Raw genomic sequence first — 26,556 nt, 5'->3', positions numbered from 1 at the left:
ACCGGCTCAAAACCGCATTTCGCATACAGGCGGATAGCCCGTTAATTAAACGTCGCGACAGCTAATTCGATGTGATGTGGTTGATATTTCTCGATCGCGAAAGCGGGACCGCTTTCCAAAAACGCTACGCCGTTTCCCTGTCCCGTCAAATCTGGTCGCATTCCCAGTGCCAACTCAAGACTATTCTGTCCAGGCCCAAATACAAAAAATCCGATTAGTTGTGTTTCATCCATCACCGCATAATAATGTTCCGTCCGTTGATCGGGATCCAAAAATTCTGCCAAGTCGTCCTGATCGTTCGGCATATCATAAAAGGCAAAGTCGCCTTCGTATGTCCATTCATAGGCAATCTCTTCCGCCTGACTTTGTGTCAGTGGCAGATAAGTATAGCTCATCACGCATTCTCCTTTTTAAAACTACTCACAATGTTTTATTTCTTATCTTCAAGATAAAGTGTTTCGTCGACTTCTTCATACGTCAAAGTATCATCATATATTACAGTCATTTCAAGGTCTTCTGACCACTCCCAAAAGTAATCGCCTTGAGCAATGATAGCGCGTTCTAAAAAACATTCGAAATTCAAATTTAATGGAACCGCCATATCCAGACCATCTGATGGATGCACAACTGTGATATATGGTTTTTTAAAGGATCCTTCTGCATCCGTACATTGATTTTTATCAATTAAAATCCAATCCTCATCTATTTGACCTATGATCCAGAAGTTTCCTTCTGAGAGGAGACCGTCTTCTGAATGGTGTTCTTCCGACATTTCCAGCATTTCCTTAAGAGGAAACAATTCTAGAATTAGATCAGATTCAGTTCTAAATAAGCCACATCCATCATACAACGTTAAAAAATGTTTATAGTCTTTCGGTAAAGAAAAATTATCTTCAGGCAAGCAGGATTCAATTTCTTGAGAAGTTAAAGGTTTATTAAAACTACAAGTTGCCCATCCGTTTCTACCGTATCTTCCCATAATAAATCTCGGCTCATCTTTAAACATTTGTTTGAGCAAAGTCAATGTTCTTTCAATCGGTTTCATCTTATATCCTCCTCAATTTTCGAACTGCTCCTATTTACAAGTATTCTCTTCATTCTATACCTTTAATTGGAAATGAAGATACCAACTTCTCGCGTTTATGATATGATCAACTCAATAAAAAATACATATATTACCTTTTTAAAAGAACGGAGGATTTTGAATGAGTGGTGATGGACTAGTTTGGAGTGTTCTAATATCAATCTTAATCGTTTTGAATTTGTCGGCTGTTCTTTTATACAGGAAAGGTAAAATGCCTTTATGGGGATCCGGCTTAATAATCGGAATTCTTGGACCAATCACTGCTTTAATATCAGGTTCTATCTTTTTAAAAATAGATCACAGTATGGGTGGAGACGGTTTTGGGGCTGCTTTTTCAGCTGCTTTTATCGGATTCGTTATCGTTGGTAATGGGATTCTTTATCTCGTCATCGGTATTGTATTAGGGATTAAGAATTTTATTAAACGACGGCAAGTAAATCAGTCAAGATGAAAATACAGAGTATATCAAATCATAACTTCGAATCTTGATGCATTGTCTGTTCACTTCAAATCCTGTATTCTCATACGATTCCATTCTTTTTACTGACTTGTTCGGAATACCTCTCGACCTCGATAATACTTTTTTATTTCCTTACTTAACGTTATGTCGAAAGCTGTCGGACGATAATCACAATCCTTGTCTCTTTCTTAAAAGGAAAGTTATTCCTCTTGATCATAAATTGGTAAAATAAAGGGTAACGCATTTTAAGGGAGGATCATCTATGAAACGTTTTATCATGGGAACATCATTAACCGCTGCTATGTTGCTGGCTGGTTGCACGGAGGAAAGTGCATCTACAAAGAAAGCTGAAACTACCTCTGCAACAGAAGTTGAGAAAAAAGAAGAGAAAGAGAATGGAGCTAAAGATGCTCCAGTAAAAAAAGAGGAGACTCCTAAAGTTGAGAAGTCAGAATTCGGAACAAAGGTTAATCACTTCACGAATAAGAAATTAAACATTTCTACGAACTTAGGACCAATTATCTTTAAAATTAATAAAGTCCAAACTTCAGACTTCAAACCATCAAAAGAGTATTTAGATATGTTTGATAGCAAAGAGAAGCTTACATTGATTGTTTTCGAGGTGGAAGCAGAAAATACAAGTGATGCAACAATCAACTTCCATCCGAACCAAGCCAAATTAACAACCAATACTGCCGAGCAAATTGATGCTTCGATGGTCCTATCAGCAGATGTAGGTGGAGAGTACATTGGCAAGGTAAAGAAAAAAGGAACCGTTATTTTTATCGCTAGTGCCGCACCAAACAAAATTACGGACGTCAAATTTATAGTCGATGGTCCAAATGACGAAACCTTTGAAACGTTAGCAGAACGCTATACAGTTGAGATTCCTACGAAATAAGATTTAACTTCCAGAAACAAAAAGACGTTGCCGTCAGCAACGTCCTACAAAACATATTTAAAATTTATCATTACGAAGAGCGTCGAACCAAGGACTTTGAGAAACGGGATTCGGAAGATTGTGTGATTTTTCATTCGCTCGCTGATCAAATTGATTTTGTGCTGCAGTACGAAAATCATTGAATCGTTTGTCGACTGATTCGCTGTGTTGTTAAAAGGCTTCCTCCTCTTCTCTATAACGTTTCATCAAATTCATTTAGTTCACCCTTTTCGAAATAAATTGGAGGAAATCATGTCAAAACCATCTAAGCAAAATTCTACTAGAACGCGTCAAGATCAACATAAACCAATGCAACATTATCTTTGCGCAGATATGGAGGAATCTACGTGAATGATATAATAAACAAACTAAAGATCAAGGAAAAAATGTACGATACAGTTTTAGCTAAATACAACGAAATTTTATTGAATAATTTTAACCATGTCTACAATGTTGACCCTACACCGTTTAGAATGTCAAAAAAAGAAAATGTTATTGGCTGTATTGTTGAAATTGGAGATTACTTCCCTAAATTCGAGCCGCTTCTATTTTTTGTATACTCACCTCAAAAAGGAAATTTAGTTGAACAAATCGAACCTTCCAATAGTTTAATATCAGAACACCATAATTATGATTCGATTGTCGATTTTGCTATTGCTACAATTCAAGAATATTATGAGGTGAACAAAGATGATATTCTATTCGGAATTGATGTCGATCCATTCTATCTAGACAACGAAACTGCGCTTGATAACTATTTAAGTCTAAGATTAGATACTATGATTCGAGAATCTTTGAAAGATTATCAAACTCACTTGAAATATGAAGGCAATTATTATGCCAATAATGCTGCAAAATACTCTTATTCATTATTAGATTTAACTTCAATAATTCATCGTGTAAACGATGAAGACTTTGAATATCAGCTTAACGAAGCCATAGCAGCTTACGATAATTCATTGTATCTGGCAAGCTCAGCTACTTTAGGAGTAACTATAGAAACCTTATGTATCAAACTCCTTAAAAATAACGGTGTAAAGATGAAGGATAGTGAATCTACAGTTATAAAGGTATTAGCTGATAAGTTGAAAGAGAATGCTCTAATTAATCGTAAAGAACACCAGCGAATATGCGTAGCTTATGACATAAGGAATTTGGCTGCTCATTCTAGTAGAGGTCAAATGATACAAGCAGATTGTAATTATTTAATAAGTGTTATCCATGATTTAGGTATGAATAAATTTTTAGATTAATACGATTCAAGCACCCTCATCGGTGCTTTTTTTTGCACGTTTCAAATCGAACGTATGTTCTAAAAAAAAGAACTGAGTGCCATGAATATGGCAAATATCAATAAGAACACAAAAAACAGGACTCTGGTGGGTCCGCCTATCGCTCGGGACCGACAAGTGCGGGAAACGCATCCAAGCCTAGTACTCCAACAAACGAAAACAGGAGGTCGAGTTCTGGATCGTCGAAAAGGTCGTCGCCCGCAAGGACGGTTTGATTCGCAAGATCATTCAGATACGGACGATGAAGCAACTCTTTGCGGTCTGGCTCGAGGATCATGTCCGACTGACGAAGCCGACGACGACGGATCCCGACGTGGTTCCTGCAACTGAAGGTCGACCAGGTCGAACCGACGTACGACCAACGTCTCCTTGCTGACTGGCACCGGGACGGCTTGAAGGCCTCAACGATCAATTCTCGCCGCGCCATCTTCGTCGGCATGTTCAGCTGGGCGATCCGAATGAACAACTATAAGGGGCGAATCCCTTCTATGCGGTCACCAAGTTGAACGAAGGACTGAAAGAGACCTATCTCCGGACGCTGCAGGACGTTATGACGACCGGCAACTATGCAGCGGTCATGTTGATCAGTTATGCGGGATTACGCGCCCGTGAAACAACGGCACTCCGATAGTCTGATGTCGACTTTGAACGGATGGTCATAATGATTAAGCGGACCGCAATCGAGGTCAAAGGTGGCTATTCGTTTTCCAACACGAAAGGTAAGAAAGTCCGGGTCGTGACAATTTCAAACCATGTCGCGGAAGAGTTACGACGGATCCGCGTCGAGCAGCGGTATGATAGTTTGCGGATGGGCTGGCGAAACGAGGAAGATTTGATTCGTTTGGGTGTGTCCGGTGCCTACCTTTGGCATTCCGGTCTCCGGAGACGGCACATCGAGACAATCAAATCCGCCGGACTCCCGAAAATCACCTTGCATGGATTGCGGCATACGCATGCATCACTCTTGATGGAAATGGGCGTCCATGCCAAGGTCATCCAGGAACGACTCGGTCATGCCGATGTGACCTTGACGATGGATACGTACGCTCACGTATTGCACACTTTACAATCGGATACGGCCATGCAATTTGAACAGCTTTTAAAACGCAAAAAAACCGCTCAACAGAGCGGTTCGTGAAGAAATTCCCGTTTTTCACACCAAGTGTGCAATGGATGTGCAATGGGATTTTCTGAAGAGCTAGAAATGGCTTAAGACTGCGGTCTTTTCCGACGGAGACCATAATACTGATAAAATTGTACTTCGATATTCCCGTTGTACAGCTTACGGCGTTTCGTCGCCGGCCGGCCGAATGCTTTTTCAAACTCGACGTATGACGTGATCATGTAGACACTGTAATACGGGAATTCTTTGAAGGCATTCCCGATCTTCCGGTACAGCTGATGGACTTCGCGTGCGTCCTCCAGACGTTCCCCGTACGGCGGGTTCCCGATGATGACACCGAAGTCTTCCTTCGGCTTGAAGTCGGCTGCATCCCGCTGCATGACGTTGATCGCGTCCCGGACGTCTGCGAGCTCGGCGTTTTGTTTTGCGAGCTTGACCATCTCCGGATCCGTATCGTTGGCATAGATTTTGAGCGGTTTGTCCCACTCGGCTTTGTCGTTTGCTTCCTTGATCGCATCGAACCAGGCTTTTTTCGGAATACAGGCCCATTCTTGCGACGCGAATTCGCGGTTGATTCCCGGTGCGATATTACGGCCGATCATTGCCGCTTCAATCGCCAATGTTCCCGAACCCGTAAAGACGTCATAAAGCGGCATATCCGGCTTCCAGTTCGTCAGCATCAGCATTGCCGCGGCCATCGTCTCTTTCAGTGGTGCCGCCGAGTGGAACTCGCGGTAGCCACGTTTATGCAGGGCGTCGCCTGACGTATCGATCGTCAGCGTCGCGATATCTTTTAAGAGCGCAACTTCGATCGGGAAGCTGGCACCGGTTTTCGGTAACCACTCGTCGCCCATGTTGTACGCTTCCTGCATGTGCGAGACGATCGCTTTTTCCGTGATTTTCTGACAGTCACGGATCGAGAACAGTTTTGATTTGACCGAGCGGCCGTTGACGACGTAGTTCGCTTCCCACGGCAACAGTTCGCTCCACGGGAGGTCCTTGACCTGATCAAATAATTTTTCGAATGATGTCGCTTTAAATTCCGCAACGACGAGTTTGACACGGTCTGCCGTCCGTAACCAGAGGTTGAGACGGGGAATGTCCTCGAGCTCACAATCGATGTAGACCTTTCCGTCCTCGACCGTACATTCGTATCCTAAATCGCGGACTTCCTTGGCGACGAGGGATTCGATCCCCATTGCCGCCGTCGCGATGACTAAACGTTTTGCCATGATTGTTCACGCTCCTACCTGTTTTTAAAATTTCCAAGTTCAACTCAATAAAAAAAGAGCCCAGTTGGACCTGGACTCTCGTTCAAAGTAAAAATAACAGCCTATGTGGTCCTGTAAGCCATGTTCTGTTCCCTAGTGTTGCAAACGGTTTGACCCTCACACGTGGGCGACAATCATCTATCTCCGTATTTACATACGCTCTCCTTCGCGTTCAGTTCCGCTCCGGAAATTCCCCTACCAAATTTGGGTTTCTCGCTCGTGGGGTTTACCTCGTTCCACCCTTACTGTTTCCAGTAAGGCTCCGTCACTGTGGCACTTTCAAGAAGTTTCGGCCATATCCGAAGACTTAGGCGTTCCTTCTGCCGTCAGCACGACGCTGCCTACACTTATCTTTTCGTGTAGCACGATCACTACAACCATCGCAGGTTGTGCGAGCATGGACTTTCCTCAAAGCACCGAAGTGCCCCGCAATTGTCCGAACCAACATAGTCACTGCTTAACAGTGTAGCGCACGCGAGCGTTTCTAGCAAGAGGTATTTCTCGTTTGATGGGCGGAAAAGTTGCAATTCTTCCTGATTTTACGGTATAGTACAATGGTTCAGAAAGGGGCATATACCATGAAAAAAAGACGCTCTGGTACGAACCAGCGTACCGTACGGAAGTTGACGTTCTTGATCGAGATTGATGAAATCAAGGCCCTTCATCTCCGGAACGGCATTTTTGCCTTTTACCGCAAGGGTGAACTCATCCATGCGTTCGAGCCATTTAATGTAAAACAACCTGATGCATTTTCGAAACGGAGTTACCATTTTGACCAGCATGACATCTTACTGATGAATGAACGGTTCCCGCAACAGATTCCGCTGTACGACGAAGCGATGACGTTACGGTCGTGGGCGAATCAAGTCGAATACGGCTTGTATCAGCTGATCGATTCAGGACGCCTGTCGTTCATCCATGAAGACGATACCGGCTACAAAATGGAAGCAACGATTCAGTGGACCGGCGAAGCGCTAGACGTTCCGACGCCCATCTATAAAAAAGGAAAAGACCCAAAGTAAATACTTTGAGTCCCTAACGAGCTGTCTCCCCTAAGGTGAGACGGCTTTTTTTGTTGTTATTTGACGGTGATGACCCGCTCCGTCACCCGTGTATGACGCCCGCTCGACGTCGCAAAGACGAGTTTATACGTCCCTGCTTCTTTTAAAGCGTACGTATACTTATGGGTACCGTTCCGCAGATAGTCATTCGTAAACGTCTTGACGATTTTGCCGTCCTTGTACAGACGGGTCAGCGTCTTCGCGTTCGAATACTCGTCAAAGTAAAGCGCGAACGGCTGATTCGGCTTCAAGACGGACGGGACGGACACTTTCGAGACCGGTGACGGAATCGTCGCAAGCATCCCGGCATTCAGACGGCCTGTCCCGTAATGCAGTGACGTATCGCCGGTCTTTTTCGCCGCAGCCGCATACAGCTTACTGCGGAGCGTACTGTTCGTAATGAACGGATTCTTCGATTTCGCAAGGGCAATGACACCGCTGACGATCGGTGTTGCCATCGATGTCCCGTCGAGATAACCGTACTTGTTGCCGACCATCGTCGAGTAGACGCCCTCACCGGGTGCCATGATGTTCAGCCCTCTGCCGTAGTTCGAGAACGTCGAAGCGCGTCCGAGCGTTCCGACTGAACCGACGGCAATGACGGATTTCATCGAGGCCGGGAATAACAGTTTATTGCGGCCGTCGTTTCCGGCCGCACTGACGACGACGATGTTTTTTGCTTCTGCTTTTTTAATCGCGGCTTCCATGTACGGATCGTATTCATATTGACCGAGCGACAGATTGATTACGTCGGCCCCTTGGGAAATGGCATACAGAACGCCGTCTCCGATATCGATCGAACTGGCGAAGTCGCCGTCAAAGACGTCAGCGCCAATCAGTTTGACACCGGATGCGACCCCAACCGTTCCTTTGCCGTCTTCTGCTGCCGCGACGATTCCTGCGACATGCGTCCCGTGATCGTCCGGTTTCCGGATGCCGGAAATCGTCGTCGTCTTATAGATGACGTTTTTGAACTCCGAATGATTGACATCAATCGCATCATCGATGACCGCAACACGAACGTCCGATTTACCACGACTGTATTTCCAGTAAGTAGGTATACGCGATTGGTCGAGATATGTCTGTCGCAATTGAGCGGAATCCGTCGCCTTTTCGACGACACTGACCGGAATCAGATCGGCTTCAACATCCGCCTTGTCGATGTGCGGCAACGGTTCGACGAGTGAAAATCCGTCCTGTTTCAATTCCCGGACTTCCTGAAGTCCCTGTTCCGCAAGCCATGTTTGTTTCTGTTGTTCATTAAACGTCGGATCATACTGCACATATTGAGAATTAGCGAACGCAGAAGTAGGTAACCCTATGACGACAGCAAATGTGAGTAGTGCAAGTTTCTTTTTCAATGTGGACCCTGCCCTTCTCTTTTGACACGCCGATTCTATTGATGTGCTGATCCAAACGGACTAAAAAAATGGCATCGTCCCATCGGACTCTTCGCTGACTTCAAATGGAATGATTTTTCCGATCGTGACATAGGAGTAATAACGGACGAGAACGGCACGCCAACGTTTGGCATCAATCCCGGTCAAATCTTCTCCGAGCGGTGATCCGTCAAACGTCTCGAACTGTTGGCAGAAGAAGGCTTCCTCTGCCTCGCTCCACGTCACGGCTTCTCCGATAAAACCGGTGGAGAACCGGACAAAATCAGCAATCGACGGACCAATCACTTCAGACGGCAAACGTTCGCTCATCCGTCCGACCAGCTCATACCGATCGCGTTCCGCCTGCTCTGCTTCTTCTAATGAATGGCACAGCAAGACTTCCCGGTTGATCTCCACTAAAACGACATAATCACCTCGCGGCAAATTGACGTGTATCATCCCTACACCCCTTGGATTAAATTCGTGTAGTATCTAGATGTCACTTTCTATGAGTTAATTTATAATGTCCATTTTCGATCAAACATCAATTCTATCGGTTCGTTATCCTTAGACTTTAACATACGAACCCGTGTCGTATCAATTTGATCGAGTAAATCCGCATCGCCGAGTGATCGGATGACCGGTACGTCCGACTGCTCAATCCGTGACCGGAACGGTGTCAGTAAATCCTGTTGACCACTGGCGAGCGCGTACCAAGCGAGGCGGGCAAACGGTTCATCCTTCGCCGTCTCCAAAGCGTAGCTCTCAAAAATGTCTGGTAAGTAACTGGAAAATTGTTCAAGTGCATCAATTCGTTCTGCGAGATCGAGTACCGTCAACCAACTTGGTAACGACAATAACGATTCACTTGACCACCAATCAATCAAATCAATATGTTCTTTAAACAACTGTTGTGCTTCATTGCGGTCAATGAAATGGTGCATCGTCTGAATCAATTCGTTCCAGGCAATCGACCAGTATTCTTCCGACGGATTGGCGGAAATGAAGAATTGACGATAGACCGTCAACAGTTCCGAGACTTCCTGTAACGTTTCGACTTCGAGCCGTTGATTTAACCGACTAACTGCTTTTGTGAAATAACTTGGTTCTAACGTCAACGCCATATAAAGTAATTTCGGAACATCTTTTAATTCCCCTTGATCGACCGTCTCAAATAATTCCTGAATCCATTCTGGTTGTGAGTTTGTCATACACTTTTCTCCTCTGCATAGTAAATGTATTTACTATACCCGAAAAAGAATTAATGTAATCCTATTCCTCAGACAGCTCCAATCCGCTGCGCGGTTTCTTCACTGCATAGGACGATCAGTGTCGTATTCGGAGGAATCGGTTCGTTTAACCGCCGGTTCAAATCGAGCCGTTTACCGTCCGATAAAATCGTCACCCCGTCTTCGAGCAGGATATGAAAGGCATCACGAAACGTCTGCCACTCGGGTTTGGCGGGAAGCGAAAACATCCCGTCCCCATCTTTCGTCAAGAGATTCGTCACGACTTTCGAGACACCGGGATGGTAGGCGGCGAGTATCGCCATCCGAGCGACTGTTTCGTCGCCGAGCAACACTTCATCGACTTTGACCTGTTCAAAACTGTCGAGATGTTCCTCGAGCATCATCTCGACGATCGTATAGATGTTCGGATTCGCCCGTTCGATGCTCGCCGCGATCAACAGCGTCCGGCCGTCAGCAAGCGCCGGTGGAATCGAATGATCGGCGAGGACGATCGCCCGGGTCGCTTTTTTGATATTCGCCCGCTGTAACGTCGCGTCCAGCGCCGGGTCACCGCTGACATAATGGAACCGCGGATGGCTGAACGGTTCCCGCTCGAGATCATCGATCAGGATGACGTCCGTTGTTTCAAGCAATTCGTCGATGACGTGTTTTGAACGGCGGCTGTATCCGAAGACTAACGTGTGTCCCGTCTCTTTCACTTGCAATAACCCTCTTTCCTTTTGATTGCGTATCAATTGGACTCCGTCGACGAGTTTTGAAATCAGACCGCCGACGATCCCGATCCCGAAGATGAAGACGAAGATTGTCATGAAACGTCCGAAATCCGTATTCGGGAAAAAGTCCCCGTACCCGACGGTCACGACCGTCGTCATCGTCCAGTAGACGGCCCGGAAGTAAGTTCCGAACGTGTCCGGTTCCGCCAGATACATGATTAAGGCGACACCGAAAACAAACAGAAACGACGCATAGGCGAGCGTCCGCATCCTCAAAAAGGACATCCGTCGTAAAAATCGTAACCAGACCATACTTTTTTCATCCTTTCCGAACATTTCCTGTTTTCGTCCTGTCAATAAGGGCGAAGGAGGTGATACACATGACACAAGCTGAAGAAATCAAAACCAGTTTAGTCGTCGTCTTCGAACGAAACGACAAGGTGACACCAAACGGGGATGCTGTTCTCGCCCGCCGTCGCTTTAACGGTCTGCGGTCCGATCTTGAACCACAAGTCGTCGCGTCAATCGGTCAGGCAATCGGTAAGATGCTTGCCGGCTCGTACACACACACGGAAATCAGCCGTGACTTCGCTTTACTTAATGCTTAAGGCACTTCACTACATCAATTAAAGGAGGAATTTGATGGAACACACGATTGTTCTGACATTCGATACGTTACTCAAAAAACCGTACCGCTTACGCCTGACGGGTGCGAAACCCGATACGTCGGTCACCGAGATCAAGGCACTCGGACAACTGATGGTCGACCATGACCCGTTCCATGACGGGCTCGTCAAGTTGAGCCAGGCCGAGTTGCAAAACAGTTCGGAATCCGCCTACGTCATTTAAGCGGAGAAAAACTCATCGTCATCATCACCCGTAGAGGTGATGGTGACTTTTTTTTGGTATACTAGAAACATCAAGCAACTGGAAAGGAAGTCAATTTATGGCCAAACGCCCTCTTACGCCCCGCGAATGTGAACTCGTCGTCAGCAGCCTCTACGTGATGGAGCTGATTCCATTCGAAGGAATCATGGAACGACTCGAATCAATCACACTCCGCGATATCATCGGACCGGTCGCTGCCGGCGAGATGTCCCGGGAGCAGGCTGCCGATGCCCTCGATCAATACATCAAAGTGCGCCGCCGCCGTTTCCGTAACGTCCCGCCGGAACACCTTTGGTCGCTCGACGACCGGATGGAGCAAGAAGCGTTACGGATGATCCGCAAACGTGCGCCGTTGACGGCCGGTGAAAAACTCCAACCGAAAGCGATCCCGTTCGAAATGGGCGATACGGTCGAAATGACTGTGACGGAAGTCCAGGAACGTAACGGAAAAGTCAACGTCATCGGCAAGGTCGGCCAAGTGACGGCCAAACTGCCCGTCGCCAACCGGCAAGCGGTCAAAAGCAGCAAGACGATGTCCGCCTGGATCACCGGAATTGAAAAGAAACCGGCCTTGATCCATCTGTCGACGTCCGACTACGGAAAACATCAACCGTCCGCTGACGTCAAAGAAGCCTATGTCACGGCCATTGCTTCACTCCGGGAGTACTTCGAGACGATGACGGTCCCGTCGACGGAAGAAGTCGATCTCGCGAAGTCACTCTTCCAACGGATGATCCGCCGTGATCAAAATGACTGGTTCACGGTCTACGTCGCGATGGGACGTCCGCAGCTCGACCACGTCCGGCGCTGGGTCAAAGTCATCCAGATGCTTGGCAAGTCACTTCGCGGTGACGAGGAAGCGACCCGTATGCTTGCCTCGCAAGAAGACCGGTTCTTCAAGGATGCCTTGCTCCGGGCGTGTCGGGCGGCTGAAAAAAACTTCTCGAACCCTATGTAATGCTTTCGACTACAAGGAAGCCTTTTCCTCGTCTGTTTCCAAAATCATTTTTTCAATGACGGTCCCTTCATCTGCTTCTACGGTGAGGGACCGTTTTGTCGTCTACCAAAAAAAGACCGCCGGCGTCGGCCGGCGGTCTAACGAATTATGTGATATCAACTGTTGATTCAAGTGCCCGGCAGGTCCGGCGCACGGTCGGAAGGAAATCCGTCCGTTTGGCGACCCCACCCTCAATCAAAAAGTGCTGGATGCCTTTCGTACGTTGAATGGCCGTCAAGACGGTGACCAGTTCGATGAACCAGTTCGAAATCAATTCCACGACCCGTTCATCAAATGCTGCTGCTCCATACACATCATACCCGTTCTCGCAGAGATGGTTCGGGAAACGTTCCTTGAACCGAAAAATCAGTGTAGCCGTTGTTGGAATGTAAAAGTGATCGAAGATGATCCGTTGTTCTTGATCTGTTTCTTTCTCCGTCAGTCCATCCATCATCAACTTCGGTTGACTCCCGATATTCAGAGTCCAACTTGTTTTCTTTCGTTCGCCAGTGGAAGTGATCGTTCGCATGGTTTCGTCCATCTCCTTTGATGTGTAAGCGTTTACCTCTTCATTTTACAAGCCCATCGACGATTCCTGCAACCGTCAAAATCTTAAAAAATGAACGATGTCTTCATCTGACATTCAGTCTATCAAATTTTGATAAGTTTGACGATGTCAGTAATTAACAACTTCTTTACTCGTTACAACCCGATTTAATCGGAAAACCCTTCTTAAAATGAAGCTTTGCGACAGGATTTCTGTTGTTCTCTCACTGCATGTGACCGCTCTCACCGTTGCACGGGAACGGACTTTACAAAAAAACTATTAGCCGCTTGCGAAATATGATACCATTCAGTGGAATCACAGAAAGAGGAGAGAACAAAATGCGAAAAGTTTTTCGATTAAGCATCTTGTTCGTACTGATCGTCCTCATCGGTAGTAGCATCATCTACTGGCAAAACCGGGAACGTGTCCAAAATGAGCTGTATCGCACCTATTATGGACAGTACGGTGTCCCAGCCGAGAATATCGACATCTACGAACAAGCCGGTGACCGCTACGAGGTCGATTGGAAGTTACTTGCCGCGATTCACCGCGTCGAGACCATCTTCTCGAAATCGTCCGCCATGCAGTCTTCCGTCGGTGCAATCGGCCCTTTCCAGTTCATGCCGAAGACATGGGTCGGATGGGGATATGAAGGCGGAACGTCACTTGGCGACATCGAGCATGACGGAATTGATTTAACCGATCCGGAAGCCATCAAACAATACGGTGGACTGGGTGTCGATGCAAACGGAGACGGCAAAGCCGATCCGACGGATTTGACGGACAGCGCCCACACGGCCGCGAAGTACCTCAATCAGCACGACGTCACGAAAAATTCGGACCGAGGAACGCTTGAAACTGCACTGTTTGAATACAATCGCAGTGAACAGTATGTCATTGACGTCCTCAACCAATACGATGCCTATCAACAAAAAATCGAGCCGATTGATGCGAACGATCTCGATCTCAAAAAGCAGACACTTGCCCAACTCCTTCGCATCAGCTTACGTTTGACCAACTAAAAGGAGGCACCACCATGACACAGCCCGATCGTTCGTCCTTGACGATTGAGGAATCGTCAATCCGCGTCCAGACGACGTTTGACGAAGCAAAAACAAAACGCTATTTACGGAGTTACATCTTTGACGACGTCACGGACGGCGCACACATCGCCGCCCTGATTTACACGCCGCGGACGACGGATGCTTTTTTATCCGGTACGACGACGCAGCGTGCCTATAACTTGATGAAAAAACATGTCGAAGGTCCGATCAAACAATACGATATCATCAGCCTGATGCCGGACCTGCTCGTCAGTGAAGATCTGCCGTTCGCACAAGCCAGTTTCGACGAACTCAATTATGAGTTCATCGAAGAGACATTGCGCCGGGTCAAGGAAACGAACGGTGTCGTCTTGTGCGGCTGGGGATCGCCCGGCCGTCTGATGCACCATTTGCCGGCCTACGAAAAGCTGTTTGACCAGTATGCCGACATTCTGTATTGTTCCGGTATCACTTCAAAAGGTGAACCGAACCATCTCCGGCTGACCGTCGATGACAGTCCGATGATTACGTATCCGGACATGAAGCTGAAGGCGAAGAAATTAAAACGTAAATGATTGTACTAAAGGTGTTCTTTCCGCAGGTTGCGGAAGAACACCTTTTTAATTTCTTTTGTCTCACAATCGGCAACGAATTTTTCTATTGTTACCTCACTCCTAATGAACGGGGCAATCATCTATACAAAAAAACAGCGATGACCGCGTCCATCGCTGCTTTTGTCCTCTTAGCAAATCTCACTTGTTTTAGAACAACATGATCTCAAGCAGACAGTCGACAAGATCTTTCTCAAGATCAAGCGCCTGTAACTGATGCATCATATTGACCGGATCGAGTCGTTGCGACAGCAACCGGTACAAGCGGTCTTTCAAGTCGTACCCGATTTCTGCCTGATCGAGGAACGTATACAACCGTTCCATCCGGTTATCGTTCGTCGACATGTCGACCTGGAGCGACAGGACCTGTGTCTCTCCGATTTCGCCGAGCTCAACCGACAATGATTGGGTCTGATGATCATACCGGCTCGGCAGGACTTCACCGTCCCGGGAGACGTGTCCTTCGTTGACTCCACGGAGAATTAACGTCACTTCGCGTTTTTCAGGCAACAGCTCGCGTTTGCCGAACGGTGTGGCAATCGTCAACGTTCGGGCCGCCCAGTCAAGTTCGAATGACGTCTCGACATTTTCCCCGTCCCGGTGTGCGACACCGACATTATCATCTTCAAACAACGTAAATTGGTTCGAGGCGCCCGGGAAAACCAACAGTTCGAGATGGTCCGGATTGTGGAGCGCGTTCGAGTGTTCGAGGTGTTGACCAAGCGGCACGATGGCACCGGCTTTCGCAAGGACGCCTTGATCGTCGAGCTTGCGGAACAGACGCATCTGTTTGCCGCCCGAGTACCGGTGACCGGTGAAGAAATCAAACCATTCGCCTTCCGGCAACCAGGCCGTCGTCGCTGCGACGTGCAGCTTCGGATTCATCGGCTCGACGATCGGTGTGACCATCAGTTCCGTACCGAAATAATATTGGTTCGGAACCGCATACGCCAGTTCGTCTTCCGGATGCTCATAGTACATCGGCGAGACGAGCGGCAGACCGTCAAAGTGATTGCGGGCGTTCATCGTATAGATGTACGGGACGAGCTGATGACGAAGTCGTAAATACTTCTTCATCACCTGTTCCGACTCAACCGAGTAACGCCACGGCTCTTTCCCGTTGAAGATACTCATCGTGCTGTGGAGACGCATGATCGGGCTGAAGACGCCGTACTGGAGCCAACGCGTCGACAGTTCGTCGTCCTTCTCCCCACGCTGGTGACCGCCGATATCATGACTCCACCAGCCGTAGCCGATGTTTGAGGCCGTCGCCGTGAAGTACGGCTGGAACTTGAGCGATGCCCAGGAAATCAACGTATCGCCCGAGAAACCGACCGGATAACGGTGACTGCCGGGTCCGGCATACCGCGAGAAGATCAACGGACGGTTGCCGTCCCGCGCGATATCGAGCGCATGGTAATGATTGAGCATCCAGAGCGGATCAAGCCCCTTCATCTTCGAGTTGGCGCCCTGTTGCCAGTCAATCCACCAGAAATCGACCCCATCGGCTTCGTGCGGGTGATGCAACTTCGTGAAATAGTTTTCGATGAAATCGCGGTCCGAGAAGTCGAACGGAATCCGGTCTTCCGTATCCGGATCAACCCCCATCGCAACCGCCATCGCCTCATACGCTTCTTCGAATCCACGGACACCGTCGGCCGGGTGCAGATTGAGTGTTACCATCCGGTCGTCATCCTTTAACCATTGCAGGAACCCTTTTGGATCCGGGAACAGATCGCGGTTCCACGTGTAGCCGGTCCAGCCGCTGCCGTATTTCTCCGGAATGTCCGTCACGTGCCAGTCCATGTCGATGACGCTGACCGAAAACGGCACATCTTCCGTCTTGAAGCGGGTCATTAAATCCTTGTATTCTTTTTCGTTATAGCGCCAGTAGCGGCTCCACCAGTTCCCGAGCACTTGCCGCGGTAACATCGGTGTCGGACCGGTCAGGCGGTAAAAGTCTTTCAGCGCCTGTTTGTAGTCGTGACCGTAACCGAAGTAATAGATGTCTTGCGCTCCTTCTTGACGGGGTTCGACGAAATGATCCTCCGTCAGGACGAACGACGCGGAGTCGTCAATGGCCGCATAGCCTTGGCGGGAGATGATTCCTTCTTCGAGCGGAATCTCCCCGTCGGCATGGTCAAGTGTCCGCGCCGTTCCTTTAAGCGTCCGGAGCGGTCCGCCGTACGTGTAGCGGCTGTAATACGTACTGAAGTTTCCAAGGACGTCGATGTAGAGGGTGTTCGACGCAAACGGTCCTTTCGTATAATGCAAATGGACGTGTTCCGTGATAATTTGCAACTCCGTTTCGTCTTCGACGATCCGGTACGACGGCACTGGGAAATCACGGTACCAAACGGTTTGCGTCGGCCGATCTTCGAATTGTCCGTCCGCTGCGTACTCGAGTCGAATCAGGCGACTGGTGAGAACGGTGAAGCGGTATGTGTCGCCTTGGACAATCGCTTCCGGTCGTGCCAATGGTTTCATGTCTCGGGTATAGAAATGGGATTCGTCAATTGTGCGCATACGGGATCAGGACGCGAACGTCCTTGTCACTTCCTTCCAAAAATTAAGTGTGCAACCGATTACACTATTAGTGTATAAGAGTTGTTGTTCCCGTTTCAAGTGACAGTTAATCAAAAAACGCACCAGTCCTTTGAAAATCAAGGACGGTACGCTTGTGATCATAACAATGGTGAAATCAAACGGGAGAACGATTCAAAAATCCGGAACCGCATCGGCCGTTTGACATAATCCGCCGAGGACAACTGAATCGAGACGTCGAAATCATCGATGAAATCGCGTTCGAGCCGGGCCGCACTCTCGGAATCATACATAAAGGCCATCAGTTCGTAGTTCAAAACGAAGCTCCGGATATCCATGTTCGCCGTTCCGACGACGGCAATCTTTCCATCGACGAGGAACAGTTTGGCATGGATGAAGTGCCGGTTATACGTATAAATTTTGACTCCATCTTTTAACAAAGGTCCGAAATAGGACCGGGTTCCATAGTAGGAGGTAAAACTGTCTCCCTTACCCGGTGTCAGAATCCGGACGTCCAGTCCGGCACGGGCCGCAAGACGGAGCAGTGTCATCGTCTCGTTATCCGGAATCAGATACGGCGTCGAAATCCAGATCGAGCGCTGGGCCGAGATGATGGCGGCAATCAACGCGTTCCGGATCGCCGGATCTTTTGACGTCGGTCCACTCGTCACGAGCTGGACCGCGCCGTCGGTCTCGACATCGTGTTTCGGGAAGTATTGATCGATTGCCCCTTCGCCGGCAAACGTCTCCCACGTATCACTGCCTTCTAAATGGGCATAGAGCCAATCGTCGAGGAACGTTGCCTGCAGTTCCTTGACGGCCCGTCCTTCGAGCCGAAGGTGGGTATCGCGCCAAAAGCCGAACTTCTTACTTTTACCGTCATACTCGTCGCCGACGTTCAGTCCACCGGTAAAACCGATTTTGCCATCGACGACAACGATTTTCCGGTGATTGCGGAAGTTCGCCGTAAAGATGAACAACGGACTGGAGATGGGATCATAGGCGGCAATCTTTGCCCCGGCTTCCCGGAGCGGTTTCAAAAATCCTTCGCCGAGCATGTAACTGCCAAGACCGTCAAACATGAACCGGACTTCGACCCCGTCATTCAACCGGTCAATCAATGCTTCGCGGATTGCCTGCCCGGTCTCGTCGTTCCGGTAAATGTAATACTGGATGTGAACATGATGCTTGGCGGAGCGGATCATCCGGAGAATTTCCGGGAACGTCTCGTTGCCGTTCGTCAGGATTTGACTGGCTGTATGGACGTCGACCCCACCGCCACCAAAGTTGCGGATCGTATTGGCAAGCTTCAGGTGGTTCGGCGGCAACTCACTGACCGCGAGCGACCGGACGGGACGGATTGCCTGTTTCAGCAACATCCGTTCATCGTGCGACCGCCGGTTCCGGCGACGGCGGCGCGGATTGCGCCCGAACATCATCCAGATGATGACACCGAGAATCGGTAAGAAGATCAAAACTAAAAACCAGGCAATCGTCGATTCCGCCGTCCGGTTTTCGATGAAGATGATCATGATGACGGCCAAGGGTACGACGGTCGCGGAAATCGTCAAAACATAAAACAGGTAGCCCAATTGGTATAGTCCCCAAATGATTCCGCCTGCGACTAAAAACACGAGCGCGAACTGTAAAATCCGATTGCGCACTAGACTTCCTCCTCTGTAACGTACTCTGTTCTTCTAATTCCCTGTCTTCTCTAAAAATATAGCAAAAAAAGAAACCACAGATGTGATTTCTTGAAAAGTTGACCTATTTTGAAAAATTCAGATCGTATAGCTCGCGTCCCGGAATCGGATCACTCAGGCTGACCCAATCCGTTTCGTCCTCTTGAACGAGGCAGGTGTCGAACTCCGCTTCAAGCGTTACCTGATCGAAACCAATCCCGATCAAGACCAACTCCGTCCGGCGATCCGCGACTGACTCGAAGCGTCCGGCGTATTCCATATTCGACGCATATCCCGCCTGATGGAACAGCAAGGCGATTTCCGGGCGCGTCGCAAGGTAGACAAAACCCTTCGCGCGAACGATTTCTTCCGGCCAGGCCTCAATCAGTGCCATCAACCGTTCGGGATGAAACGGGACATCGCGCTTGTAGACGAACGAGCTAATCCCGTATTCTTCCGTTTCCGGGACGTGTTCCTCCGCGTTCAGCTCACGGATCCAGCCGGCACTTGCTGCCGCCTGTTCGAAGTCAAACAGATCAACGTCAAGAATCTCAGCCGGATCGACTTGCCCGTGGGTCGTCTCAATCAGTTTGGCGATCGGATTGAGCGCCTTTAAGTAGCTTGTGACATCATGTTTTTCCGACTCGGTCAACCGGTCGATCTTGTTCAGCAAAATGATATCCGCGAACTCGACCTGATCGACGAGGAGATCAACGACTTCCCGGACATCCGTCTCGTCGACCGCCTGTTGCCGCTCAATCAACGATTCACCGGACTCAAAGTCTTTCAGGAAACGATAGCCGTCGATGACCGTCACCATCGCATTGATTTTCGTCGTCTCCGTCAAATCAATCCGACTGTCTTCGTCAAGATATGTAAATGTCTGGGCGACGGGAATCGGTTCCGAAATTCCGCTCGATTCAATGACGATGCCATCGATATCGCCTTGATCAACGAGGCGCCGGACTTCGAGTAATAAATCGTCCCGCAGCGTACAGCAGATGCAACCGTTCGATAGCGTCACGAATGATTCTTCCGTTCGTGAAAAGCCGCCTTGTTCAATCAACACGGCATCAATGTTCACTTCACTCATGTCGTTGACGATGATGGCAAGCTTGCGTCCTTGGCGGTTATTCAACAGATGGTTTAATACAGTGGTCTTCCCGGCACCCAGGTAGCCGGACAAGACGGTAATCGGAATCGGATTCATATACAGTCTCCTCTTTAAATCGGAATCATTACGTTTTAAATAGTAATCGTTCCGGTTTAGCCTGTCAACTGCTGTTTCACAACATTATAAAATCCCCGCTTCCGTGACGGCTTTCGACGCGTCATGAAAACGGGGTATTTGGGTCAAACTTATTTAAAAAAGGCGTTTCGGATCAAGCTGACGATTGTTGTCGCAGCCTCTTCTGAAAAACCAGCAATCGTGTAATGATTCGTATTTGGAATGACGTGGAATGCCGCGTCCGGCAAACTGGCAGCAAATCGTTCATGCGCCGCATTAATCCGCTTCGTCAGTTCCGGGTTCAGCCAGTTTTCTGGCATTCCGCCGGCCCAGTCCGAAGCGGATAACACGAGAACCGGCGGCACAATATGCTCGACGACTTCCAGGACGTGCTGATTGTTCGCTTCGACTGCCTGCCACTCGTCCAGTGTCCCGCGCCAGTGATTTTTCCGTGCCATGTTGCGCCACATCGGAATCCGATCGGCCTCCGGCAGACTGGTGAACATCCGTGCGCCGAGGTCATCCGGAATCAACCAGGCGAGTGGCCGGACATGACTCAAGACATACAAAAAGCGGTTCCACTCCTCCTGCGTCCGCTCATACCAATTTGGCAGTTCCGCATCAACTTCCGGATGCGACGGATCAAGCAGGACAATCCCTGCCGTCTCGTCCGGTCGGCGGCGTCCGAGTTCAAGCGAGATGTAGGCACCGAGCGAGTGCCCGATGAAGACGAACGGTCCTTTGATGTCCAGCAAAGCAAGGACCCGTTCCAGTTCATCCGCTTGTCGGGTGAACAACCGTTTCGTTTTGCCGCGGGTCGATCGGCCGTAACCGAGCCGCGAGTATTCGAAGACGCGACCCTGTTTCAATAATTCCCCGCGGAGCCAGCCCCACTGGTAATGGCTCGACATCATTCCGTGATCGAGAATGAACGTCACATTCCCCGTCCCTGTCAAGCGTGTATCAAAGCGACCGTCTGCTGTATCGACAATCCGTTCCATTATAAATCCTCTCCTATTCAAACAAATCCAGCTTGATGTCATACCCAAGCAGGTTCAAGTAATCAAGTAACTGTGACCGGTGGTGGTACAAATGGACAGCTGCTTCCAGCAGCCAACCGGTCGTGCTGTCGGTGACGCCCCAGTAGGTCGTCTCCGTCGAAAAATCGGCCATAAGCCGATCTTGATAATACTGCCACGACTGGTCCAGCCGGTCGACAAGTTGCTCCGGCAGCACCGGAACGGCATAGAACTGTGCCATCTCGTCCGCCGTCGCCCCTGTTGCAATCCGCAGATCGGCTTCGAGCAACACAGCGAGATGAACCGCCACTTCATAGACGGACCGTTTGCCGGAAATCGGACGTTTGTCCCAATCCTCCGGCTGAATCAGCCGGATCAGGTCGCGTGTCGTCCGGACGCCGACACCAACATGCCGGTCAAGTGCCTGTTGCCAGTCAGTCATGCGACCACCAGGCCAGTGCCCGCAGCTCCATTGCTTTGACGAAGCTGTCCTTGCCGGCAATGTAGGCGCTGATGTCTTCCGGATACCGGTTCGCCAGTCGCTCTTTGATTGTACTGTATGCTTCGACTTCCTGCGGGTGTTCCCGCAAGTAATCCCGAAAGACGACGTGACGCATGATTTCCGGATTACCGTCCGCATAAAGATGAATGTGATGCGTCCGCGCGTCTCCGCCTTTCCGGTAATAACGGCGCCCGGGCATCCCGAACTCTCCCTTCGCTTCATAGCCGATTTGTTCCATCGCCGCGTCAAACGCTTCAATCCCGTCGAGTGAATCGACGACCGGCAGAATATCGAGAATCGGTTTTGCCGATAATCCCGGGACCGATGTACTCCCGATATGATGAACTGCAAGCAGACGGTCGCCGAAAATCGTCTCCAACTGCTCTTTGGCCTGTTGAAACGCGTCCGGCCAGGACGACTGATATGGTGTGACGATGACTTGCCGCATGATATCCTCTCCCCTCTTAACTAGTATGCCAGTTTTTTCCTCAAAACCAAAACGACTCCTCAGATGAGAAGCCGTTTTGATTTGTTGTCTTATTTTTTCGTGATGAAGTAACGCGATTGATCGAGACGGTCCGATGCTGTGTAGATGTTCATTTTGTATGAACCCGTCGCTAGACCTGTCCGCATTTTGAGGACGTAGTTGCCGTGGTTGTCGGCAACGTCCTGCGCAATCAATTTGTAGCCGCTGCTTGTTTTTTCGAACAAGCGGACGATTTGACGCTTTTCCACTTTGCCCGTCAATGTCTTTTTACCCGCCCATTTTTTGACAGGATACGTATTTTTGATTGTAAATGACGCTTTTTTCGTGATTTTGTTTGAGATGTCCGTCGACTTGACTGTGTACGTACCCGTCATCAAACCGTTTTTGACCGGAATCTTGAAGCCGCTTGCCGTCGTCTTCGCTTTCGCGATTTTCGTCGAGCCTTTATACAGCGTGACATCAAGCCCTTCCGTTGCTTTTCCTGTTAAGACAGTCGAACCGTAGACGGCTGATTTCTTGTCGATGGCCGGTGTCGCAACGACGCCTGTCCCGACTGTCACTGTCGTTTCTTTTTTCATGAAACCGAGTTCCGAGACGACCGTCAACTTGTCACGCAGTTTGACCGGACGAACCGTCACGGCATACTTGCCGGTTTCGTCGGCTGTCGCCGTACCGAGTACCGTCGTACCGCGTTTGACTGTGACTTTTGCTCCGGCGACCGCTTTACCGGTAACGACTTTTGCTCCCGGTTTCACAGCGCTGACACTGACATTAAAGTCTTTCATCGGCACATCGAGTTTGAACTTCAGGAATGTGCCTGTATCGCCTGCTCGTTTGATGCCCGTGTTGGTGATACCTTCATAACGGTTTGTGTAATCCGCTGCTGCTTCGGCCGAGTCAAAATCAACCGTGATCGGTTTGCTTGCGACGAGTGACCAGTTGTTGTCCGCTTGATAATCAACCGGTTGTTTTGCTTTGATGAAGTCCGAGATGACGTTGCGTGTTTCGTAAGCCGATTTATAGACGATTTTCTTTCCTTGACCAAGGCCCGGGAAAGTCGCACTGCCGGCACGGTAGTTGTTCGTTGCGACGAGGAACTCCTGATCGTCCTTGATTTCCTTGCCTTGGTACTTGATGTTCAGGACACGGTCGTCTCCTTTATACGTCTTAGACAGTTCTCCTTCGTACGTGTATTTGGCCGGTTTCGTGATATCGATGTCATACGTCAAACCGTCCAGGATATCAAAGTTATAGCTGCGGAATTCCGGATTTAACAGCGACTGTTGTTGGTCCGAAACCTCGTTAAATTGTCCGGCAGACATTTCGAGCCAGTCTTTAATGTCCGCTCCCGTCACTTTAACGACTTCAAGCGTATTCGGATAGACGTACAAATCAGCGACGTTTTTCAACGCGATTGGTCCTTTTTTAATCAATGTATACTCAGACGCGTTCAGTTGCAAACGGCCGCCCGTTTTAAACGGTGCTCCGGCAGAGAGAAGCGGCAAATCTTTGTACTGGGCAAGATCCGCATTTTCTTTCAATTGTTTTTCGACGTACCATTTTTGAGCGTTCGTCACGAACTGAACGGAATCGTCGTCTTTAACGAGCGCAAAAAAGCTTTGGATGTCATCATTGATTGTTCCGACCTGTTGGCGGATGTACGCCAGCGTGCCTTCGTGTGCTTTTTCGATCAATTTGACGGCACCGGCATCAGCTGTCGTATCTTTTGTGACATCAGCCAGTTTTGCACCGGCTGTATCAACGACCCATTTGCCGCCGTCATGCTTCAACTGAAGATCAATCACACCGACGTTTTTCCCTTGTGTGTTCGCCATGACAACCGGTTTGCCGTTGATGAGACCGTTTGTTTTGTCGACGTTCGGCAAGCCGTTAAAGGCGGATTTCGCATCCGGGAATTTTCCGTGCTGGTGACCGGTCATCAAGACATCGATGTCCGCGATTTTTGTCAACGCGTACCCGACGTTTTCATCGCCGTCTTTTTGATCCGCTGTATCCCCGATTCCTGTATGGGCAAGTGCGACGACGACGTCTGCACCGGCGTCTTTTAATTTCTTCGCCGTTGCCTTAGCGACCGGTACGATATCTTCCGCTGTCACTTTACCTGTCAGATTACCGGCATCCCACGCCATGATTTGCGGTGCAACGACTCCGAAGACACCGACTTTAACCGTTTTCATCTGACCGTTTTGGTCTTTGACTTGACGTTCGATGATTTGATAATCCTTCCCGTCCGTGTTGAACTCGGAAACGATCGGTTTTTTCGTGACGGCATCGAGCACATTCGAGTTGACGAACTTGATTTCGCCGCTTGAGGCTTTCATCGCCGACTTCAGGAAATCGAGCCCGAAGTTGAACTCATGGTTTCCGAGTGTGACGGCGTCATAACCGATGTATTCCATTAGCTCGTACATCGGGTGTTTCCCTTTGTCGCCTTTGTCGTACTGATTTTTGACGTAATCGCCGAATGGTGTCCCCTGTAACGTATCCCCGTTGTCGAATACGAAGCTGTTGTCTTCGCCGACGACGTTTTGTTCCTGCTTAATGACGGTTGCCGCTTTGACAAGACCAATCGTCTCATCTTGCACATCCTTGAAGTAATCGTAGTTCATCGAGTTTGTATGTAAATCAGTAGTCTCTAAAAAACGAAGTTTGACGACGCTGTTGTCGGCGGCGAGTGTCTTGACTTGAATGACGGGCGCAAGCATCGGTGCGATCAACGTGCTGGCAATGACGATTTTCGTGATTTGTTTCATCTGATTTCCCCCTAAGTATAAATGACTGCTCAACTAATTTAACACGCTTTCATTGTAGCTTATAGCTTCTTTGAATAGGTCGGACATCCGTCTTATTTAACCTGTTTAACTAATTCCAAATACTGGCTTAATAATCTTCAAATGAACTTTACATGCCAAAGAAAAAGCGCCGGTCTGCCCTTTCAGGCCAACCGGCGTCCTCGACTATACAGTTGGTTTTCGTTTAATAACAAATCCGATCAATCCGGCAATCAATGCCATCCCCGCAGCATAGAGCGGTGTCAGTCCGGTCGGTTGCTGGGAAAACTGCAACAAGGCTTCGTTACGCCAAGCGACCGTAAAGTCCGCCGTCGTTGCTTGTGCAACAAGGAAACTCGTGACTCCGACAAGGACCGCAAAAACAATCGGATCGAGAATCGTCTTGAACGCCCGGATACTGACAAGCAGATAGAGAATGAACGGTATCAGGATCAGGATCCAGTATGCACTCTCCGAGTCAATCGGCTCCGGCGTGACTCCGGCCGATTCGGCATCAAGTGCTTGAATCGTTTGCCTTGCGATACCGTAATCGACCGGATCGAGGTTCAGCTGAGTATCCGATAAATCGGGCCGCTCGCCGCCAAGAATCGTCAACAGTTGCTCCGTCACCCGGTCGGTATCAACTTCTGCCAGAACATCCTCAATCGATTGATTTAACTTTCCGGTCGAGGTCTCCCCGTTCAGCATCGTCACCGGTACATCAACATCTGCTCCAAGAAGATTTGCTTTGTAGGCAACCTGTCCGCCGTGCAACAAGTCGTACATGCCGCCGCTGCCGGCATCAAGACTAGCGACCGTCAAGGCCGTCCGAAGGGCCGAATCGCCGTCATACTGTGTTTCATCCGTAACGACTAGATACAGCTGGAGACAACTCGCAAACATCAGGACAAGCAGGCTCCCCCGGGCGGCCGCTGACAAACCGGATAACCCTTGCGGATAGAGAGCCAGATAACTTAACGCAATCACGATGCCAAGCGCGAGCAATCCTTGCGTCAAAACACCGTCCTGGAACGATAAAAAGGAAATCGAGTCACTGCGCTGTACGAGGATAAACCAGCCGATCCACGCCGTCACTAAAAAACTGACGGACCGGATTGTCCAGCCGAGCCGGTTCGCTTTGATCCGCATCAGTAAAAAGAGGATAAAAACAAATACGATACCGAATACAGACAGCAAAAGGGAACCATATGTCACGTCAAACGTCAGCGGTGACAAGACTTGATTCAAATCAATTCCAAAGATCGACAGGACATCTCCGGCCGAACTGGCTCCGAGTACTTGGTTGATGATTGCTTCCCGGACGGCAGACGGCATCGTCACGTCGAGTCCGCCGACGAACAGCAGCATTAACGTCACCGTCACATCATTACTGCCCCAGGTAACATCCGCGTCTCGCATCTGCGCAACGAGTGACTGATAATCACTGGAGGATTCGATTTGTCCGGTCACAAGTGTCATCAGACCATATAAGACGGCAAAGAAAATCAGACCGAACCCGATCCCTAGTACGAAATCCAAAATCGAGAAACGCCTGTTGCTCCGCTCTTGTTGTTGTTCCATCGCCAATCCCTCCTTTTCCTTTGTTTGATTATTCCTGTTCTGTCTCATTCAGAAACGCCAGT

Annotated in this window: 27 protein-coding genes, 1 other RNA gene and 1 pseudogene; 11 read left to right on the top strand and 18 right to left on the bottom strand. The window is 49.0% G+C overall.

What is annotated here, in order from left to right:
• Nucleotides 1-41 precede the first annotated feature (41 nt).
• Both EXIG_RS06620 and EXIG_RS06615 read right to left on the bottom strand, forming a co-directional pair.
• The gene (locus tag EXIG_RS06620) at nt 42-395 is read right to left on the bottom strand and encodes a GNAT family N-acetyltransferase (protein WP_326930245.1); all 354 of its coding nucleotides are present in this window, start codon (nt 393-395) and stop codon (nt 42-44) included.
• 35 nt (nt 396-430) lie between these two features.
• Nucleotides 431-1,045 carry an SMI1/KNR4 family protein gene (locus tag EXIG_RS06615; protein WP_012370156.1) on the bottom strand — a complete coding sequence of 205 codons (615 nt, stop codon included), beginning with the start codon at nt 1,043-1,045 and terminating at the stop codon, nt 431-433.
• Between the two features lie 160 nt (nt 1,046-1,205).
• On the opposite strand from EXIG_RS06615, the gene EXIG_RS06610 reads away from it, so the two are divergent.
• The 3 genes from EXIG_RS06610 to EXIG_RS06600 all read left to right on the top strand — a co-directional run bounded on the left by EXIG_RS06610 (nt 1,206) and on the right by EXIG_RS06600 (nt 3,737).
• Complete coding sequence (locus EXIG_RS06610) at nt 1,206-1,535, top strand: ABC transporter permease (RefSeq protein WP_012370155.1); 330 nt, start codon at nt 1,206-1,208, stop codon at nt 1,533-1,535.
• Between the two features lie 271 nt (nt 1,536-1,806).
• Complete coding sequence (locus EXIG_RS06605; RefSeq protein ID WP_012370154.1) at nt 1,807-2,445, top strand: hypothetical protein; 639 nt, start codon at nt 1,807-1,809, stop codon at nt 2,443-2,445.
• A gap of 386 nt (nt 2,446-2,831) precedes the next feature.
• A complete protein-coding gene (locus EXIG_RS06600; protein ID WP_012370153.1) occupies nt 2,832-3,737 on the top strand; it encodes a hypothetical protein in 906 nt (301 codons plus the stop codon).
• Nucleotides 3,738-3,873: 136 nt separating this feature from the next.
• Here EXIG_RS06600 and EXIG_RS06595 read toward each other — a convergent pair whose 3' ends face one another.
• The gene (locus EXIG_RS06595) at nt 3,874-4,203 is read right to left on the bottom strand and encodes a hypothetical protein (protein WP_148206602.1); all 330 of its coding nucleotides are present in this window, start codon (nt 4,201-4,203) and stop codon (nt 3,874-3,876) included.
• Between the two features lie 75 nt (nt 4,204-4,278).
• Here EXIG_RS06595 and EXIG_RS16140 point away from each other — a divergent pair, with 75 nt between their 5' ends.
• Both EXIG_RS16140 and EXIG_RS06590 read left to right on the top strand, forming a co-directional pair.
• A complete protein-coding gene (locus EXIG_RS16140; RefSeq protein ID WP_268741711.1) occupies nt 4,279-4,407 on the top strand; it encodes a hypothetical protein in 129 nt (42 codons plus the stop codon).
• A gap of 12 nt (nt 4,408-4,419) precedes the next feature.
• A pseudogene (locus EXIG_RS06590) lies at nt 4,420-4,914 on the top strand (site-specific integrase); the annotation flags it as partial.
• A gap of 71 nt (nt 4,915-4,985) precedes the next feature.
• Here the strand turns inward: EXIG_RS06590 and EXIG_RS06585 are convergent.
• The gene (locus EXIG_RS06585) at nt 4,986-6,131 is read right to left on the bottom strand and encodes a THUMP domain-containing class I SAM-dependent RNA methyltransferase (protein WP_012370152.1); all 1,146 of its coding nucleotides are present in this window, start codon (nt 6,129-6,131) and stop codon (nt 4,986-4,988) included.
• Nucleotides 6,132-6,240: 109 nt separating this feature from the next.
• Nucleotides 6,241-6,614, bottom strand: an RNA gene (rnpB, locus tag EXIG_RS15705) — RNase P RNA component class B.
• Between the two features lie 134 nt (nt 6,615-6,748).
• Between rnpB and EXIG_RS06580 the strand changes: the two genes are divergently transcribed.
• Entirely contained in the window at nt 6,749-7,192 is a 444-nt protein-coding gene (locus EXIG_RS06580) for a hypothetical protein (RefSeq protein WP_234944590.1), read from the top strand.
• 56 nt (nt 7,193-7,248) lie between these two features.
• Here the strand turns inward: EXIG_RS06580 and EXIG_RS06575 are convergent, their stop codons facing one another.
• The 4 genes from EXIG_RS06575 to EXIG_RS06560 all read right to left on the bottom strand — a co-directional run bounded on the left by EXIG_RS06575 (nt 7,249) and on the right by EXIG_RS06560 (nt 10,885).
• A complete protein-coding gene (locus EXIG_RS06575) occupies nt 7,249-8,592 on the bottom strand; it encodes a S8 family peptidase (RefSeq protein WP_012370150.1) in 1,344 nt (447 codons plus the stop codon).
• Nucleotides 8,593-8,652: 60 nt separating this feature from the next.
• A complete protein-coding gene (locus tag EXIG_RS06570) occupies nt 8,653-9,069 on the bottom strand; it encodes a hypothetical protein (RefSeq protein WP_012370149.1) in 417 nt (138 codons plus the stop codon).
• A gap of 59 nt (nt 9,070-9,128) precedes the next feature.
• Complete coding sequence (locus EXIG_RS06565; RefSeq protein WP_012370148.1) at nt 9,129-9,821, bottom strand: hypothetical protein; 693 nt, start codon at nt 9,819-9,821, stop codon at nt 9,129-9,131.
• 68 nt (nt 9,822-9,889) lie between these two features.
• Entirely contained in the window at nt 9,890-10,885 is a 996-nt protein-coding gene (locus tag EXIG_RS06560) for a potassium channel family protein (protein WP_234944589.1), read from the bottom strand.
• 68 nt (nt 10,886-10,953) lie between these two features.
• Here EXIG_RS06560 and EXIG_RS06555 point away from each other — a divergent pair, with 68 nt between their 5' ends.
• From EXIG_RS06555 to EXIG_RS06545, 3 genes are all read left to right on the top strand, one after another.
• A complete protein-coding gene (locus EXIG_RS06555) occupies nt 10,954-11,181 on the top strand; it encodes a DUF1659 domain-containing protein (protein ID WP_012370146.1) in 228 nt (75 codons plus the stop codon).
• Between the two features lie 34 nt (nt 11,182-11,215).
• Nucleotides 11,216-11,422: a DUF2922 family protein gene (locus EXIG_RS06550; RefSeq protein WP_012370145.1), complete on the top strand. Its 207-nt coding sequence runs from the start codon at nt 11,216-11,218 to the stop codon at nt 11,420-11,422.
• A 97-nt stretch (nt 11,423-11,519) separates the two neighbouring features.
• On the top strand, nt 11,520-12,419 hold the full coding sequence (locus EXIG_RS06545) for a hypothetical protein (protein WP_012370144.1): 900 nt from the start codon (nt 11,520-11,522) through the stop codon (nt 12,417-12,419).
• Between the two features lie 145 nt (nt 12,420-12,564).
• Here the strand turns inward: EXIG_RS06545 and EXIG_RS06540 are convergent, their stop codons facing one another.
• On the bottom strand, nt 12,565-12,999 hold the full coding sequence (locus EXIG_RS06540; protein WP_234944588.1) for a hypothetical protein: 435 nt from the start codon (nt 12,997-12,999) through the stop codon (nt 12,565-12,567).
• A gap of 344 nt (nt 13,000-13,343) precedes the next feature.
• Between EXIG_RS06540 and EXIG_RS06535 the strand changes: the two genes are divergently transcribed.
• Entirely contained in the window at nt 13,344-14,027 is a 684-nt protein-coding gene (locus EXIG_RS06535; protein WP_012370142.1) for a lytic transglycosylase domain-containing protein, read from the top strand.
• 14 nt (nt 14,028-14,041) lie between these two features.
• Complete coding sequence (locus EXIG_RS06530; protein WP_012370141.1) at nt 14,042-14,623, top strand: DUF1643 domain-containing protein; 582 nt, start codon at nt 14,042-14,044, stop codon at nt 14,621-14,623.
• A 186-nt stretch (nt 14,624-14,809) separates the two neighbouring features.
• On the opposite strand, the gene EXIG_RS06520 is transcribed toward EXIG_RS06530, so the two are convergent.
• From EXIG_RS06520 to EXIG_RS06485, 8 genes are all read right to left on the bottom strand, one after another.
• Nucleotides 14,810-17,185 (bottom strand): glycoside hydrolase family 31 protein, encoded by a 2,376-nt coding sequence (locus tag EXIG_RS06520; protein ID WP_012370140.1) that lies wholly within the window; start codon nt 17,183-17,185, stop codon nt 14,810-14,812.
• Nucleotides 17,186-17,343: 158 nt separating this feature from the next.
• The gene (locus tag EXIG_RS06515; protein WP_012370139.1) at nt 17,344-18,867 is read right to left on the bottom strand and encodes a cardiolipin synthase; all 1,524 of its coding nucleotides are present in this window, start codon (nt 18,865-18,867) and stop codon (nt 17,344-17,346) included.
• 103 nt (nt 18,868-18,970) lie between these two features.
• The gene (locus tag EXIG_RS06510) at nt 18,971-20,095 is read right to left on the bottom strand and encodes a GTP-binding protein (protein WP_012370138.1); all 1,125 of its coding nucleotides are present in this window, start codon (nt 20,093-20,095) and stop codon (nt 18,971-18,973) included.
• A gap of 149 nt (nt 20,096-20,244) precedes the next feature.
• Nucleotides 20,245-21,114: an alpha/beta fold hydrolase gene (locus EXIG_RS06505; RefSeq protein WP_012370137.1), complete on the bottom strand. Its 870-nt coding sequence runs from the start codon at nt 21,112-21,114 to the stop codon at nt 20,245-20,247.
• Nucleotides 21,115-21,127: 13 nt separating this feature from the next.
• Nucleotides 21,128-21,574, bottom strand: coding sequence for a DinB family protein (locus EXIG_RS06500; protein WP_012370136.1), 447 nt, complete (start codon nt 21,572-21,574; stop codon nt 21,128-21,130).
• Nucleotides 21,567-22,082 (bottom strand): GrpB family protein, encoded by a 516-nt coding sequence (locus EXIG_RS06495; protein ID WP_012370135.1) that lies wholly within the window; start codon nt 22,080-22,082, stop codon nt 21,567-21,569. Before EXIG_RS06495 ends, EXIG_RS06500 begins: the two co-directional genes overlap by 8 nt.
• An 89-nt stretch (nt 22,083-22,171) precedes the next feature.
• A complete protein-coding gene (locus tag EXIG_RS06490; RefSeq protein WP_012370134.1) occupies nt 22,172-24,895 on the bottom strand; it encodes a bifunctional 2',3'-cyclic-nucleotide 2'-phosphodiesterase/3'-nucleotidase in 2,724 nt (907 codons plus the stop codon).
• A 204-nt stretch (nt 24,896-25,099) separates the two neighbouring features.
• Nucleotides 25,100-26,494, bottom strand: coding sequence for a hypothetical protein (locus EXIG_RS06485; RefSeq protein WP_012370133.1), 1,395 nt, complete (start codon nt 26,492-26,494; stop codon nt 25,100-25,102).
• Nucleotides 26,495-26,556 lie beyond the last annotated feature (62 nt).

Origin of the sequence: Exiguobacterium artemiae 255-15, from assembly GCF_000019905.1 — a bacterium.
Lineage (GTDB): Bacteria > Bacillota > Bacilli > Exiguobacteriales > Exiguobacteriaceae > Exiguobacterium_A > Exiguobacterium_A artemiae.
Note: the sequence above shows the minus strand (reverse complement) of the source record. Positions and strands in the feature narration are given on the sequence as shown.